The following is a 17,675-nucleotide window of genomic DNA, read 5'->3' as shown; positions in this document are numbered from 1 at the left end:
AGTAGGCGAGACTAATAAATAGTATGTTATTATATTACTATGTATAGAGTCTCGCTTTATATATTTTAAGTTAAGTAGTGTATGTAAAAATATTTTAAGTTAATAGGGGGGGATTAATGAGATGAAAAGAATTGAATTAATTCTTGCAAAGTTAAGAGAAATAAAAGATTTGTTTCCAAATGGAATTTCTGCATTAGAAATTGCGGAGGAGTTAAACCTTAGCAGAGCAAATGTAAGTAATGATTTGAATAAATTAGTAAGTGATGGGAAGGCAATAAAGATAAAGGGGAAGCCGACACTATTTATTGCAATAGATGAGGAAAACGTTACCTCAAATTTATCAGTCATAAATAAGTTTTCGGAAGCTAACCCTAGTCTATATTCAGCAGTAGAGCAAGCAAAAGCCGCAATATTGTATCCACCAAATGGAATGAATATATTATTACTTGGGGAAACAGGAGTTGGTAAATCGACTTTTGCAGGACTGATTTATAAATATGCCATTGAAATGAATGTGAAATCTAAAGATAGTCCTTTTATAACATTTAATTGTGCAGATTATGCAAATAATCCTCAGTTATTACTTGGGCAATTATTCGGAGTAAGAAAAGGTTCTTATACAGGGGCGGATTTTGACAAGGTCGGTTTGCTAGAGAAAGCTAATGGAGGAATTTTATTTCTTGATGAGGTTCATAGATTGCCTGCAGAAGGGCAGGAGATGTTCTTTACATTTATGGATAGAGGGGTATATAGAAGGCTTGGAGAAACAGAAAGTGAAAGAAGTGCAAATGTTCTTATAATAACGGCTACTACAGAGGATCCAAATACTACATTGCTAAAAACATTTACTCGAAGAATTCCTATGGTTATAACAATACCATCATTAAAGAATAGAGGAATGGAAGAACGATTCAATCTAATAAAACAATTTATGATTGAAGAGTCAGGAAGACTTGGAAAAAGTATTAAGGTGTCAGTAAACTCAATAAAAGCTTTTTTATCATATAACTGTGAGAACAATGTAGGGCAGTTAAGATCTGATATACAATTAGCTTGTGCTAAAGCATATGCTGATTTTCTGTCGAATAGAAAAGATGTAATAAAGATAAATAGTATAGATTTACCGCTATATATAAGGGAAGGTTTATATAAAGAGATAGAACATAGACAGTTATGGAACAAATTGATTGATATAAATAAGAGATATCTAATATTTGATAAGGATGAAGATAGGGAGATATTTGAAGAAGGTACTAATGATAGCAATATCTATGAGATGTTAGATTTAAGGACAAATGAACTTAAAGCAAAGGGAATAAAAGGAGAACATCTAGAGGAAGAAATAGAAAAAGATATTGAAGATTATTTTAAAAAATATATTAACGATTTTAGTACTAAAGTTGATATGACCAATATAAAAAACATCGTAGAGAAAGATGTTATGGATATAATCGAGGAGATTATTTTATTCTGCGAAGAAGAACTGGGAATAAAGCTAGACAAAAAAATAAGTTATGGGTTAGCAGTTCATATTAGTAATTCAATAGATAGAATAAGGAGAAATAAAAAAATTGTTAATCCTAAATTAAGTAGTATTAGAGAAGAAAATAAAAAAGAATTTAGTGTGGCTTTAGATGCTTTGAAGATGATAGAGAGATCAATTGATATAAGTATGCCAATTGATGAAGCCGGATTTATAGCTATGTTCTTAAGTTATAATTATAGAAACGTAAGATATATACAAAATGATGTAAAGATAATAATAATTGCCCACGGTATTAGTACTGCGACATCAATGGCTGAGGCAGTTAATAGTCTGCTTGGAACAGAAAATACTGCGGGTATTAATGCACCCATAGAAGAAAAACCTGAGAATATATTAGAGAAAACTATAGAATATATTAGAGAACAAAAAATTAAATCGGATATATTATTTTTAGTAGATATGGGATCACTTACGACTTTTGGAAAAGAAGTAGAAAATATATCTAATATAAAAACTAGAACCATACCATTAGTCAGCACTTTGCATGCATTAGAAGCAACAAGAAAATCTATGATGGGATATTCTTTGGACGAAATATATAGAGAAACACTAGATGTTAATAGTTTATATGATGATAATGTTGCAGATATAGATTATAAGGAAAACGAGAAAGATAAAAGATTAGCAATAGTAACAGTGTGTACAACTGGTGAAGGTGGAGCTAAGACTATTAAGGGAATATTGGAACGAAATCTAACTTTTGATAAAAATGTAATAGAAATTGTGCCTATAAATTTTATAGGCAAAGAAAATGTATATGAAAGAATAGAAAAATTAAGGAATAAATACGAAATTATTTGTTTTGTCGGACCTTTTGAATTAGATGTAAATAGTCCGCAGTTTTCGCTAGATGATATTATAGATGGAGATTGTGCTAAGGATATACAAAACCTTATTGATGCAGAAGAAACATATATAAAAATGGAGGAAACTTTAGAGCGTGATTTAAAAAATGTTGATGGAATAATGGTACTAAAGAGCATAAAGAAATTCAATAGAACTGTTACTGAAGAATTAAAGGTTAATATAAAGATTAATATTCTAATTGGAATAACACTTCATATGGCGTGTGTAATAGATAGATATAAGGAAGGTAAAATTACCTTAGAATTTGAAGGGAAAAAGGATTATATAAAAAATAATTTTAATCTATATAAAATTGTGAAAAATGCATGTGCACCTATAAATACAAAGTATTCAATTAGTGTTTCAGATGATGAAATATGTTATTTAATGACATTCTTTGATAGTAATAACATTTAATAAATGAATCATGAAAAAATAAGAAATATATAAATATCTATTCTGTAGGATAACTAGTAATCTTACTTTATAGATATTTATATTTTTTTTGTTTAAATTTATAGACTAAGTTTTATAATTTAGTGCAAAATATTGTCTTGAATCTATAATATCTAAAAAATTGGGTATAAAACATATAATAAATACACAAAATAAAACACATTGACCATTTGTTTTAAAAAATTTGTGAAAAAGTAAAACACATAATAATTGTTTTTAAAGTGTTTTATTATCCTCAAAAGTGCATAAATGCTACGATTGAACTCATAATCACATTTTTATTTCTGCATCAGAAACTTGGCACGGTTATTGCTTTATATATAAGCATAAGAAAAACAAAACAAAATTAATATAAAGTATAAAAACAAAAAGTATTAAAAGGAGAGAGCAAAATGGAAGAATTAGAATTAGCAATCATGAATATTATAATAAACGCTGGAGACTGCAAAAATCATGCTTATATGGCTCTTAATAATGTAAACGAAGGAAATTATGAGGAAGCTGAAAAAGAAATGCAATTAGCAAATGATGCATTAGCTAAAGCTCATGAAGGTCAGACAATGTTTCTTCATAAAGAAGCTAATGGAGAAAAAGTTGATATATCGGTTTTATTTGTACATGCACAAGATCATTTAATGACAGCAATAACTGAAAAGAATTTAATTGAACAAATAATGGAATTAAGGAAAATTATAAATACATTAGTAAAACAATAAAAGAGATATAAATTTAATTAATCAACAACTATAATTCTTATTTTAATAAACTATATATATTTAAGGAGGAATCAACTATGATGAAAATTAGATTATTTTGCGCAGCAGGAATGTCAACAAGTCTTTTAGTTAGTAAAATGAAGGATGCAGCTAAGGTCAAAGGTGTAGAAGTAGATATAGAAGCTTTTCCAGAAGGACAAATGGATAAACATCTAGATAATGTAAACGTTGCACTATTAGGGCCACAAGTTGGATATACATTAGGAAAAGCAAAAAAGATGTGTGAACCACTTGGAATTCCAGTGGATGTAATACCAATGGTTGATTATGGAATGATGAATGGAGCAAAAGTGCTAGAATTTGCACTAAATTTAGCTAATAAATAAGAACTGAATTTATATAGAAAAATGTAATATAAAACTGAATTATTGTACAAAGTTATATATAATCATTTAAGATATTAGCAGGCTATATGGAAGGTTGTAACTTTAATATAAAAGATAATATTAAGCCTAACATATTTATTATTATATATTCTGACTATCATATTATATTTAATTAAGGAGGAATCATTATGTCAATTGGAAATACCCTAAATGAAAAGGTTATACCAGTAGTTATGAAGTTTGTTAACCTAAAAGGTGTTATAGCATTAAAAGATGGTATTTTATTTACATTACCTTTTATTATGGTAGGATCAGTATTTTTATTACTTGCACAAATACCATATCAGCCATTTAACGATTGGATGGCTAGTCAGCTTGGACCAGGATGGACAGAGCCATTATTTCAAGCTTATGGAGCTACATTCTCAATAATTGCATTTATTGCGGCAATAGGTATAGCATATACCTATGCGAAAAACGAGGGACATGAACCTCTATCTGCAGGAATAATATCATTTGTAGTATTTTTATTAACAACTAATTCTTATGTGATAACTAAGGGAGGAGAAAAAGTAAGCGATGTTATTAGTAAAGAATTTGCTGGTGGAAAAGGAATGGTTACAGCAATTATTATTGGTTTAGTTGTAGGTGCAATTTACTCATGGTTCATGAAAAGGAAGATTACAATTAAAATGCCAGCTGGTGTACCACAAGGGGTTGCAAACTCATTTGCATCATTAATACCAGCAGCAGTTATAGTGCTTGGAGCAACAATACTTTATAGTATTCTTAAATATGGAATGAATACAACATTTATAGAACTAATATATAAGTTAATACAAACACCATTACAAGGAATGACAGATTCTTTAGGCGGAGTTATTGTTATGACATTTATAATCCCATTTTTATGGTGGTTTGGAGTACATGGATCATCAATTATAAGTGGTATAATGACAGGAATACTAACATCAAATGCAATGGAAAATCAAGCTATAGTTAATAGTGGAAAAGCACTTACAGTAGCTAATGGTGGTCATATAGTAACACAACAATTTTTAGACAATATGATTGGTATGACAGGTTCAGGTGTAACAATAGGACTTGTAATATGTATGTTATTGTTTGCAAAATCAGCACAAAGTAAAGAACTAGGTAAATTAGCTATAGTACCAGGATTTTTCAATATAAATGAACCAGTTTCATTTGGAACTCCAATAGTAATGAATCCATTTATGGCAATACCATTTATACTTACTCCAATGGTTACAGGGTTAATTACTTATTTTGCAATGTATACAGGGTTAGTTCCATTATTTACTGGAGTATTAGTTCCATGGACAACACCACCAATAATAGCAGGACTTATCTTAGGTGGATGGAAAATGGCGTTATTGCAATTAGTAATTATGGGAGTATCATTTGTTATTTACTACCCATTCTTTAAGAAACAAGATGCTTTAAACTTTAAAAATGAACAGGCAGCAAAAAATGCATAAAATTGAAATTTGATATAAATTAAATCAAGAACATTTTTAAAAATTAGTAGTCGTAATTTAATTAAAGATAAATTATTATTACTTTTTCTATAATAAATAGCCTCTATATAAAATAGTTATTTTCAAAGACTATTTATATGGAAGCTTATTTATATCAATGTTGTAATTTGAATTCAGAAATTTGCTCATGCATAATTTGCGAGTGAGATGCTAATTCTTCAATAGATGCTGATGTTTCCTCTGCTGTTGCTAGGTTAGTTTGGACAATATCTGATATAATATCCACTTTTAAAGTCATTTTTGATATTGCACTTGTTTGCTCTTCAGAAGCAGTAGCTATTTCCTTTACTAACTCTGAAGTATATTCAACATTTTCGACAATGCTATTTAAGGCTATACCAGTTTCATTTGCTATCAATTCGCCTTTAGATACAGTGTTTAATGAGTTCTTTATTATTTGAGTAATATTTTTAACAGAATTAGAAGATTGTTCAGCTAATTTTCGTACCTCATCAGCAACAACGGCGAAACCCTTTCCGGCATCGCCTGCTCTGGCAGCTTCTATAGCTGCATTTAAAGCTAATAAGTTAGTTTGTTCAGATATTGACTGAATTGTATTTATAATTGCTGAAATTTCATTGGAGGCAGTAGCAATCTCGTTTATAGATTCCATTAATTGTTTCATTTTATTATTTCCATCAGCAACAATCTTTGTTGTTTCATTGTAATAATTATAAGCTTTTTCAGAGTTATTTGTATTCTTTTTTACTTGATCAAGTATTATATTAAAGTTTCCCTGAAGTTCTTGCACTGCGCTAGCTTGATTAGAAGCTCCTTCGGAAAGTACTTTTGTAATTGAAGAAATTTCTTTCGCGCTATTTGCAGTAAAATCAATTGATTTATCTATATCTAAAAAGCTAGAATTTAAGTTAGCTATAATTTCATCTAAAGATTTTTGTATTGGCGCAAAATCCCCAATGTAATGAACGGATTCCATTTTGTTAATATTTAAATTTCTATTTGATAATTCCTCTAATGTATATGTTATATCTTTAATATATAATTTTAGCATATCTATAGATTTCTTCAAATCATTGAACATATCACCCATTTCATCTTTTGAAGAATATTCATTGTCTATGTTTAATATTCCATTTGATAAATTTGTAGAAACTTTTTTTACATTATTTATTCCTTCAAATATAGAAGATTTTAAAGTTTTACCTAGAAATCTTGGAATGAGTATTAAAAATATAATTATTAAAACAAGAATTACGGTAGCCAAATTCCTGTAAAAAATGGATTCATTTACAAATGTTTGTGCATTTCCTTTAGAAGATTCGTATAATTGAGAAATATAATTTTCGACAATATCTATTTGAAAGCTATATGTATCCAACTTAGAAGTTATTGTACTTTTAGGATCATTATTTTTGATAGAATTGCATAGTTCTTTTCTATAGGTATCAGCAATACTTAAATTTTTAGTAAGTTGATCTATGGCAGATTTATCACTTGTATTTTGCTTCAATAAATCTATCTTACTAGTGAGCTCTTCAAGGGCTTCATCGGAATTTCTTATAAAGTCTTCCTTATTTTTAGGACTATTTTCTATTACAGCTCTAGAAATATTTGTATCAGAAACCTGAAATGCAAGCCTAATATCGGATAATGCTTGAGAAATATGATAAGGACCATTATATAGAGAAAAAGTTCTAGCAGATAATGATAGTAGTACACCTATAGATATAACCATACTCAATAATGTAAATATAAGTATAAAATTAAAGGTTGTATCTATTTTTTTACTTATAGAATAGTTTTTGAATTTTTCGTTTAATTTGAATGATTTACTTATGAAGGATTGTTTATCTTTATTAAAAGCTTTTTTAATTTTATTCATACCGAATCACTCCTACTAAATTCAAAGTGAAAACATTAACATATATTATTATATCAAAGTTTACATATTACAGCAATTGAATAAATAGATAAAAATTTATGCATTTTACAGTATATAACTATTAGAAAAATTAATTATGAAAATGTATACAAAAAGGTATTGACTAATTAATATAAAAGCTTTATTATAGACTTATCAAACAACATTTAAAAAGTTATTTTAAAATATATTTAAAGTGAAACATTAACAAGTACTAAAGCTAAATTTAAAACTCGGACAGGCTATGTAAAATAATAGCTAGATTCAATTATTTAGGAATAGGATATTAATTAATATCTAACTTAATAAATCTAATTTGTAGCATTAAAATATCGAATAATATACTTCGTAAAATTTGTCAAGATCTGATTATAAGAATTTAAAATTCATAAAAAATGGAGGAGTTAAAAATGAATAATATACCACAAGTAAAATTAGGAATTGTTGCAGTAAGTAGAGATTGTTTCCCAATGGAATTATCAGAAAATAGAAGAAAAGCAGTAGTAGAAGCTTTTAATGGAGAAATTTTTGAATGTCAAACAACTGTTGAAAATGAAAAAGATATGAGAAAAGCTTTAGCTGAAGTTAAAGAAGCTGGAGTAAATGCATTAGTTGTATATTTAGGAAACTTTGGTCCTGAAACTTCAGAAACTTTACTTGCTAAAGAATTTGATGGACCAGTTATGTTTGCAGCTGCTTCAGAAGAGAGCGGAGATAATTTAATAGGCGGACGTGGAGATGCATATTGCGGAATGTTAAATGCAAGCTACAATTTAGCTCTAAGAAACATTAAAGCATACATTCCAGAATATCCAGTAGGAACAGCTCCAGAAGTTGCAGGAATGATTTCTGAATTTGTGCCAGTTGCTACTGCATTATTAGGATTAAAGAACTTAAAAATAATTTCTTTTGGTCCAAGACCTCAAGATTTCTTAGCTTGTAATGCACCTATTAAACAATTATACAATTTAGGTGTTGAAATAGAAGAAAACTCAGAACTAGATTTATTTGCTGCATTTAATGATCATAAAGATGATCCAAGAATTGCAGACGTTATAGCTAGCATGGAAAAAGAATTAGGTGAAGGAAATAAAATGCCTGGTATCTTACCAAAGCTTGCTCAATATGAAATTACATTATTAGACTGGATGGAAGAACATAAAGGTTCAAGAGAATACATTGTATTTGCAAATAAATGCTGGCCTTCATTCCAAACACAATTTGGATTTGTACCATGTTATGTAAACAGCCGTTTAACAGCTATGGGAATCCCAGTATCATGTGAAGTTGATATTTATGGTGCATTAAGTGAATACATCGGAACTTGCATAAGCCAAGATGTTGTAACATTACTTGATATAAACAATACAGTTCCAGCTGATATGTATGAATCAGAAGTTAAAGGGAAATTTAATTATTCATTAAATGATACATTCATGGCATTCCACTGTGGTAATACAGCAGCTTGTAAATTAACATGTGGAACAATGAAAAACCAAATGATTATGGCAAGAGCTCTTGAACCAAATCAAGAACCAAATATAACTAGAGGAACACTTGAAGGAGATATAGTACCAGGAGATATTACATTCTTCAGATTACAAAGTAATGCAGATGCAGAACTTACAGCTTATGTAGCAGAAGGTGAAGTATTACCAGTTGCAACTCGTTCATTTGGAGCTATAGGAGTATTTGCAATTCCTGAAATGGGAAGATTCTATCGTCACGTATTAGTAGAAGGCAGATATCCTCATCATGGAGCAGTTGCATTTGGACACTTTGGAAAAGCTGTTTACAACTTATTTAGATACTTAGGTGTTAAAGAAGTTGGATTCAATCAACCAAAAGGTATGCTTTACAAAACTGAAAATCCTTTCAAATAGTATTGGATATTTACCAGAATCAAAGGGTTATAGATAAATATTCTTGGCAGTTTTTTTATCTATCTTTGTTTTTGAGGTAATATATTTCAAAGGCTGAAGGCAGGTTCCCCTCCAGCTTTCAGCCTCAATTTATAAAAATTTAATATGTGAATAAAAATATAAATGCCTTCATTATTTAGATAGTATTTTAGAGAACTATTTAAAATGGAGGTTATTTATGCGTTTAATAAAGAAAAATTACAATAGGATATAAAATTATATCTAAAAGACAAATTATTCAATTTTTATTAAACGTTATCAATGCTAATATATAAGTATATCAAATATATGAAAATTCTAGGGGGTAGAAAGGTATATGAATAAGAATTTGAAAAGGATAGCATCAATCATAATGACAGTAACTATGGTTTCTGCATCAATGATTGGCTGCGGAAACAGCACTTCACAGACAAGCGGTGGATCTGCTTCAGGAAAGACAAAATTGACATTATGGCATACCAAACGTCAACAGCAGCAGATGCAATTAAAGCATCAGTTAAAAGGTTTATGGAAGCTAACCCACAATATGATGTAGAAGTTGTTGATCAGGTTAATGATTCCTACAAACAGAAATTATCTATGGCAATGAGTTCAAATCAGACTCCAGATGTATTTATTCAATGGGGAGGATCAGGATTAATTGATTATGTAAATTCAAATAAAATTGCTGATCTTACAGAATTCATGAACAAAGATAACTACAAAGATAAATTTATAGATGCTGGAATTAATCAATGTTCATACAATGGAAAAATTTATGCCGTTCCAGTTGAAAACGTATCCGTAGCAGGTTTCTTCTATAACAAAGATGTTTTTGCTAAATATGGAATACAAGAGCCAAAAACTATTTCTGAATTAGAAGCTGCATGTGATAAGTTAAAAGCAAACGGAGTGGCGCCATTTGCTTTAGCTAATGCTACAAAATGGACAGGATCTATGTATTATATGTACTTAGCAACTCGTTTTGGTGGGTTAAATGCATTCGCAGATGCAGCATCAGGAAAAGGAAAATTTGAAAACCCTGCATTTGAATTTGCTGGAAGCAAAATTCAAGATTGGGTTAAAAAAGGTTACTTTATAGATGGATTCAATGGTATGGATGATGATAGTGGTCAAGCTAGACAAGCATTATACAAAGGTGATGCAGCTATGGATTTAATGGGTTCATGGTTCACAGGTACAGTACTTGGTGAAAATCCAGACTTTATGAGTAAATTAGGATTCTTCCCATTCCCAGCATTAGACGGTTCAAAAGAAGATCAATCACTTTGTGCAGGAACAGTTGGAGATAACTTATATTCAATTTCAGAAACATGTAAAGATAAAGAAGGTGCTTTTAAATTAATTCAATCTTTATTAGATGATCAAGCATTACAAGATCGTAAGAAATTAGGTAAGATTATTCCACTTAAAGATTTCAAACCAGACGATGCATTAACACAAAAAATCTTAGACACAGTTAACCAAGCAAAAGGAGTTCAATTATGGTATGACCAATACTTACCAGCAGAAGTTGCAGAAGTACACAAATCAACTTGCCAAGAAATATTTGGGCTAACTAAGACTCCACAAGATGCAGATAAGGAACTACAATCTGCTATGGATTCATATAAGGCAAAAAATAAATAATTATAGCAGCATTAAAAAATAATGTAAAAGCTGTTGCAAAATAAAAATTCTATTATATATAAACAATTGCAAATTTAGATTTGAATTATAGCTTATCTTTGAATGAGAATGTGCAAAGCATTTATGATTTCTGAAAAAGGAGTACAAATATGATATATCAGAGATGTAAATATGTTTATATTATAAGTCAAATGCAGAAGTTGAACTTATGCGGTGGAATTAATTTTGTAACAGCTCAATAATTATATAAAGGAGAGAGAGAAAAAGTGCAATCACAAACTAATAGTTTAGCTAAAAGACGTGCCGCGTCAACGAGAAATGCAGCAATTATATTTCTTGTGCCAGCATTTTTATTCTTAATAATATATATAGCATATCCAATTGTCTACTCTTTTAATTTAAGTTGCTATAATTGGAATGGATTTGCATCAAATAAGGTATTTGTAGGATTAAATAACTGGAAAGAACTTATTGCTGACCAAATTTTTAGAAAAGCGTTTCTAAATAATATTGTTATTATGGTTCTATCTATAGCTGTCCAATTACCAATAGGTCTTGCTCTTGCAACATTTTTAGATTTTGGTGGGAAAAAATTTAATATATTTAAAGTAATTTGGTTTATACCAATGTTAATGTCATCTGTTGCAATTGGTTATTTATTTAAGTATGCATTAGATGCAAATTCTGGTATAGTATCAGGAATATCAAAGTTATTAGGTGGGCATTCAGTAGACTTATTAGGTAACCCTAAGACAGCACTATTAACCATCACAATAGCTATTTGCTGGCAATTTATTCCCTTCTATATGGTGTATTTTTTGGCTGCATATAGTGGAATACCATCAGATTTATATGAAGCAGCAATAATTGATGGAGCAAAAAAAAGTCAGTATTTTTGGAAAATAGCACTTCCACTTATGAAACCAGCTATTAAAAGTGCAATTGTATTATCAATGGTTGGATCATTAAAATATTTTGATCTCATATATGTTATGACAGGTGGAGGACCAGGTAACGCGTCAGAACTTATGGCAACTTATATGTACAAAAATGCGTTTTTATCTCAAAGAATGGGATATGGTTCAGCAATTGCTTCAGGGATGTTTATTCTTATAACAATAATATCATTAATCACAATTAAAACATTAAATAGAAAGGAAGATTGACTATTATGAAGCAGAATTCATTAATAAAAAAATTATCTATAAAAGCTATCGTTGGAATACTAGCAATAGCATGGCTTTTAATTACAATAGTTCCTTTTATATTTATGTTATTAGCAGGATTCAAACAGCAATTTGAGATGCTTATGGGAAGTGTATTCGATTTACCAAAAAGTTTATATTTAAAGAATTTCATTGACGTATTCAAAGGAAACATATTTATTTATTTTAAAAACAGTATATTAGTACTTATAGTGTCGCTAGTAATTTTACTATTCTTAAGTGCATGTGCATCTTATCCATTATCTAGATTCAAATTTAAGTTAAATAAGCCAATATATGCTATAATAGTAGCATGTATGTCAGTGCCAATTCATGTAACATTACTTCCAATATTTTTGATGACTACTAAGATGGGTTTGTATGATAGTCCTTGGGCATTAATAGGTCCATATGTGGCTTTTAATTTACCAATCTCAGTATTTATATTAGTTACATTTATGCAGGCAATTCCTAGGGAATTAGAAGAAGCGGCTGAGATAGATGGGTGCAATAAATATAAAATTTTTTCAAATGTTATGCTTCCATTAGTGAAGCCAGGGCTAGCAACTTTAGCAATTTATAATGGTGTTGCTATATGGAATGAATTCAGTTTTGCATTAGTTTTAACTCAAACATTACCTAATAGAACATTACCACTTGCTATTTGGGAATATCAAGGTCAATATACAATGAATGTTCCAATGATTATGTCGGTATTAACTATTTCTATGTTACCAATGATCATAGCATTTATTTTTGGACAAGATAAATTAATAAAGGGCATGATGGCAGGAGCTGTCAAAGGTTAATAATATACTTATGGTAGGTAACTCTTATATATAAGAATTACAAAAAGGGATACAGGTATGTATAAGGAATTGAGAAAAGTTATAAATAAGCTATCTAAAATGAAATTTAATCAGAAGATTACTACATTTTTTATATTGGCAGTCTTAATTACTAATAGTTTTGTAATTTTTGCTGTTTATCAATTAGCAGGAAAGCAAATTACTGAAAAATCCAGTGGATTAGTGCAAGGACAGTTTGAAACAATAACGGATATTTTAAATATAACATTAAAGAATATTATTGAGACATCAAATATGATCACAGGGGACAGTAGAGTTAAAGAATTCTTAATGAATAATAGGCTGACTTCAAAGAATTATAACAAAGATACAAGTGATGCATATTCGTCAGTAAGATATCTCTTAAATACAAACAGTTATATAGATTATATTGGATTGGTGAAATTTGATGGCCCAGAGTTAATATATGTTGGAGAGTCTTGGACAAGTAGCGATTTCAGGACTCAAACTTTAAAGGACTATCAAGATGCTGTAGGCACAAAGTTTGGTAACTGTAAGATAAGCATGAAGAAAAAAGTATTTTATCCAGATCAGTATGTACTAAATATATATCAACCGATCAATGATAAATACAATTTTAATAAATATACTGGATTTTTAGTAATAGGAATTGGAGAAAAAAGTATAAAAGAATTTTACTCTAATTTAGATAAAGGGCTAAAAGTACAAACATATTTAACAGATAAAGATGGAGTTATTATATCTAATGAGGATAAATCTCTGATTGGAACAGAAAGTCCTTATAAAAGCGTATTACAAGGAAAAAGTGGCCAACAAAAAGTTGAAGATAAGATGGTTATTTATGAGAAGCTTGATAATTGGGATTGGTATATGGTGGGGGAGATACCAACAAGATCAATGTTAAGAGATACCAATGCAGTAATAATTTTAATAATAGCTTTAGTAATAGGTGCTGGAGTATTAATTAGTATAGCTTGCTATAAACTAAGCAATAACTTATATAAGCCGATGGATGACATTGTAAGAAAGATGAGAGAGGTTTCGATGGGAAATCTGGAAGTTAGAATGGAACAAGATTATGATGGCAAAGATTTTAGGCAACTAGCAAGTGGCTTTAATATCATGATTGAAGAAATTAATATACTTATGTATAGGATAAAAAAAGAGCAATCTGAGATTAAGCAAATCGAATTAAACAGACTGCAATCTCAAATTAAACCACATTTTTTATATAACACACTAGAGTGTATACATTGGCAGGCTTTATCTGATGGAAATAAAGATGTATCAAAAATGGTAAAAGCGTTAGCTAATTATTATAGATTATGTCTAAGTAGAGGGAAAGATGTTATTCCTATTTCGCAAGAACTAGAAAATGTAGAAAATTATTTGATCATACAAAATATGAGATATAGTGGAATTGCTGAGTGTGAAATAAATGTAGATGAGAATTTCAAAAATGTACTAATACCCAAGCTTACACTTCAACCTTTAATAGAAAATTCCATTTATCATGGAATAAGGGTCAAAGATGGGTATAAAGGTAAGATATTAGTTACCGCAAGAGAAATAAATAACAAGATAGTTATATCAGTTGCTGATAATGGAGTTGGAATGAGACAAGAACAAATTGATGAAATAAATAGCTCTATATCAGTATTTGATGAAAAAACTGGATATGGTTTAAGGAATGTTCATAAGCGAATTGAAATATTATTTGGTAGTGGGTATGGATTATACTACAAGAAAAATGAACATGGTGGAACTACGGTAGATATTATATTACCTAAAGGAGAGAATAATTAATGTATAAAGCTATAGTTGTAGATGATGAGGAAATGATTAGAAAAGGAATATGTAGTGTGATTCCTTGGGAGAAACTCAAGATAGATACTGTTAAAATGGCATCCTCAGGAATTGAAGCTTTAAAAATCATGGAAGAAGAAGCATTTGATATCATGATTACAGATATATGTATGACTGAGATGAATGGATTATCTTTAGTAGAAAAGATGAATTATCTAAATCCTAGGTTAAAAATTATTGTTTTAACAGGATATGATAATTTTGAATATGCTCAAAAATGCTGCAAGATGCAGGTGGAGGATTATCTCCTAAAACCAGTAGATGAGATAGAACTTGAGAATGCTATCGGAAGATTAATAGAGGATTTAGAGCATGAGAAAACTTTAAGCCATGAGCAAAAGATAAATAGCAGGATACAAGGTGTAACAGAACAATTAAAGCTTGAACAGATTATGCAAAATTTACTTTATGAACGAGTGAAGACAAGTGAATTTAAAAAAGTATTGAAGGAGTATTCTTACGATAAGGAAGAGATGCTTCAAATTGCTTTGGTATGTCCAATTATAGATGATAATTTAGCTTGGAAACAACATTTTGAATTATTAAATTTATCTATTAAAAATATTTGCATTGAATTATTTGATTCTAAGAAACAAGGGATTACATTTGAGGACAAAAATAGAAATATAGTAATCGCCATATTTATAAGAGAAGAGTTAGAAGAAGTAACATTAAGAGTACAACATTTAATTGAGTATTTGAAAAATGAGTATGATATTAATCCTAAAGTAATTCTTGGAAGCGTTGTAGGCGGATTTAATAAAATCAATATTTCATATAACGACGCATGTGTTTTATTAAATAATAAGAGCACCTATGGGAAAATCATAACGAAAGAACCTAGAGAAATACGTTTGACTTTATTTAACGAGAGAGTTCAGGAATTTAAGAAGAATATGATAGATAATATAGATGACCTTGAGAAAGTAATGAGTATTTATGAGGCTTATTCAGAGGCCATAGAGTTTTATAATTTATCGACATCATTAGTTAAGAAAACATGTTTTGATATTGGAGGAGGAATATATTTTTCCTACGCAATGGAAAAAGGAGATATATCAGATAATAAGTTAAATTCTTTATTAATTTCATTAAAAAATTGTAGTAGAAGTGATGCCTTGAGAATTACACGAGATTTCATAATACAAATACTTCAGACTGATATTGGAGAAAGCCATGAAATTATAAGAAAAGCAAAACAATATATTAATGATCATTTAAATGAAGACATTTCAGTATATAGTATAGCGGAAATGCTTTATTTAACTCCAACCTATTTTTCAAAGCTATTCAAACATAGTACAGGAGAAGGCTGTAATAACTACATTATACGTAAACGAATACAGAAGGCTAAGTCCCTATTAGAAACAACCAGTATGAAAACGGGTAAAATAGCAACTTTAGTGGGATATAAGGATACAAATTATTTTTCTTTAGCTTTTAAAAAACAGACAGGAATGTCACCAACTGAATTTAGAGAAAAAGGAGGAAGTTATAATGAGGAAAGCAACTTTGATTTCAACAACAAGGACTGATAGCTTAGTAAGTAGTACTATAGATATTAGTAAAGATAAATCATACCATACATTAGAGTTAAATGGGGAGTCCTATCAAACTATTGATGGATTTGGTGGATGTTTTAATGAGTTAGGATATATAGCATTAAAAAAGATTCCAAATGATAAGAAAGAAGAGGTATTTAGAAATCTATTTGATCCAGAGGAGTGTAATTTTACTTATTGTAGATTGCCAATTGGAGCAAATGATTATGCAGAAAGCTGGTACAGTCTAAATGAAACTAAGGGCGATTATGAAATGAAGAATTTTAGCATTGAAAGAGATAAAGAATGCTTGATTCCGTACATTAAAGAAGCAGAAAAATATAGTGGAGAGCTTAATTTATTTGCTTCTCCATGGAGCCCCCCAACTTGGATGAAGTTCCCGGAAGTATACAATTTCGGAACATTAATATGGGAGGAGAAAAATCTAAAAGCATATGCTCTTTACTTTAAGAAATTCATTGAAGAATACCAAAAAGAGGGTATTAAAATTAATCAGGTACACATACAAAATGAACCTATAGCAGATCAGAAGTTTCCATCATGTGTTTGGTCAGGAAAACAATTACGTGATTTTATAAAAGAATACATCGGGCCATTATTTGAAGAGAATAAACTTGATGCTGAGATATGGCTTGGAACATTAAATTCTCCTTATGATGATTATGGAGATGAAAATTGGCAATTTGGTCAGTATAATAATTTTGCTAACACTGTACTAAGTGATAAAGATGCAAAAAGATATATAAATGGCGTTGGGTATCAGTGGGGAGGAAAGCATGCTTTGCTACAGACAAGAATTGCTTATCCAGAAATGAAATTGATACAGACAGAAAATGAATGTGGAGAAGGAAAAAATAGCTGGGAATATGCTGAATATGTATTTAATTTAATGTGGACATACTTTATAAATGGAGTAAACGCCTATACCTATTGGAATATGGTACTTGAAGAAGAGGGAATAAGCACTTGGGGATGGAAACAAAATTCACTTATTACGGTTACAAAAGATAATGATGTTAAATATAATCCGGAGTATTATCTAATGAGACATTTTTCAAAATATATAAAACAAGGAGCGACAATGAAAGGTCTAAAAGGGGACTTTGCAGGAAATGCTTTGGCTTTTGAGAATCCAGATGGAAGTGTTGTATTAGAAGTATTAAATCCATTTGATGAATTACAAGAAGTCACATTTAGTGTTAATGGTGAAGATTATAGCTTTAATATTCAGCCTCATTCTTTTAATACATTGGTTGTTTAGTCTTATAAT

The 17,675-nt window shown here is 29.6% G+C and carries 13 protein-coding genes; 12 read left to right on the top strand and 1 reads right to left on the bottom strand.

Annotated elements, in window-relative coordinates; genetic code table 11:
* Positions 1–121: 121 nt before the first annotated feature.
* From AXY43_RS11700 to AXY43_RS11685, 4 genes are all read left to right on the top strand, one after another.
* The gene (locus AXY43_RS11700; protein WP_023976102.1) at positions 122–2,809 is read left to right on the top strand and encodes a sigma 54-interacting transcriptional regulator; all 2,688 of its coding nucleotides are present in this window, start codon (positions 122–124) and stop codon (positions 2,807–2,809) included.
* A gap of 431 nt (positions 2,810–3,240) precedes the next feature.
* Positions 3,241–3,564: a PTS lactose/cellobiose transporter subunit IIA gene (locus tag AXY43_RS11695; protein WP_017212129.1), complete on the top strand. Its 324-nt coding sequence runs from the start codon at positions 3,241–3,243 to the stop codon at positions 3,562–3,564.
* A gap of 77 nt (positions 3,565–3,641) precedes the next feature.
* Positions 3,642–3,950 (top strand): PTS sugar transporter subunit IIB, encoded by a 309-nt coding sequence (locus AXY43_RS11690; protein WP_023976101.1) that lies wholly within the window; start codon positions 3,642–3,644, stop codon positions 3,948–3,950.
* 188 nt (positions 3,951–4,138) lie between these two features.
* Complete coding sequence (locus AXY43_RS11685) at positions 4,139–5,449, top strand: PTS sugar transporter subunit IIC (RefSeq protein WP_103698919.1); 1,311 nt, start codon at positions 4,139–4,141, stop codon at positions 5,447–5,449.
* Between the two features lie 154 nt (positions 5,450–5,603).
* On the opposite strand, the gene AXY43_RS11680 is transcribed toward AXY43_RS11685, so the two are convergent.
* On the bottom strand, positions 5,604–7,352 hold the full coding sequence (locus tag AXY43_RS11680) for a methyl-accepting chemotaxis protein (RefSeq protein WP_023976099.1): 1,749 nt from the start codon (positions 7,350–7,352) through the stop codon (positions 5,604–5,606).
* A gap of 449 nt (positions 7,353–7,801) precedes the next feature.
* Between AXY43_RS11680 and AXY43_RS11675 the strand changes: the two genes are divergently transcribed.
* From AXY43_RS11675 to AXY43_RS11645, 8 genes are all read left to right on the top strand, one after another.
* Positions 7,802–9,274, top strand: a complete 1,473-nt coding sequence (locus tag AXY43_RS11675) for an L-fucose/L-arabinose isomerase family protein (RefSeq protein WP_054249045.1) — start codon at positions 7,802–7,804, stop codon at positions 9,272–9,274.
* Between the two features lie 355 nt (positions 9,275–9,629).
* Entirely contained in the window at positions 9,630–9,848 is a 219-nt protein-coding gene (locus AXY43_RS27905; RefSeq protein ID WP_243099204.1) for a hypothetical protein, read from the top strand.
* Positions 9,764–10,942, top strand: a complete 1,179-nt coding sequence (locus AXY43_RS11670) for an extracellular solute-binding protein (RefSeq protein ID WP_243099203.1) — start codon at positions 9,764–9,766, stop codon at positions 10,940–10,942. Before AXY43_RS27905 ends, AXY43_RS11670 begins: the two co-directional genes overlap by 85 nt.
* Before the next feature lie 266 nt (positions 10,943–11,208).
* A complete protein-coding gene (locus AXY43_RS11665) occupies positions 11,209–12,108 on the top strand; it encodes a carbohydrate ABC transporter permease (RefSeq protein ID WP_012060833.1) in 900 nt (299 codons plus the stop codon).
* A 5-nt stretch (positions 12,109–12,113) separates the two neighbouring features.
* Positions 12,114–12,956 (top strand): carbohydrate ABC transporter permease, encoded by an 843-nt coding sequence (locus AXY43_RS11660; protein WP_039770769.1) that lies wholly within the window; start codon positions 12,114–12,116, stop codon positions 12,954–12,956.
* A gap of 57 nt (positions 12,957–13,013) precedes the next feature.
* Positions 13,014–14,783, top strand: a complete 1,770-nt coding sequence (locus tag AXY43_RS11655; protein WP_023975925.1) for a cache domain-containing sensor histidine kinase — start codon at positions 13,014–13,016, stop codon at positions 14,781–14,783.
* Positions 14,783–16,378, top strand: coding sequence for a response regulator transcription factor (locus AXY43_RS11650; protein ID WP_023975924.1), 1,596 nt, complete (start codon positions 14,783–14,785; stop codon positions 16,376–16,378). Before AXY43_RS11655 ends, AXY43_RS11650 begins: the two co-directional genes overlap by 1 nt.
* Positions 16,341–17,666, top strand: coding sequence for a glycoside hydrolase family 30 protein (locus AXY43_RS11645; protein ID WP_105411568.1), 1,326 nt, complete (start codon positions 16,341–16,343; stop codon positions 17,664–17,666). Before AXY43_RS11650 ends, AXY43_RS11645 begins: the two co-directional genes overlap by 38 nt.
* The last annotated feature ends 9 nt before the right edge of the window (positions 17,667–17,675 follow it).

Origin of the sequence: Clostridium sp. MF28 (assembly GCF_002969175.1) — a bacterium.
GTDB lineage: Bacteria > Bacillota > Clostridia > Clostridiales > Clostridiaceae > Clostridium > Clostridium beijerinckii.
The sequence above is the reverse complement of the archived record's forward strand: the minus strand, read 5'-3'. Positions and strand labels throughout refer to the sequence as shown.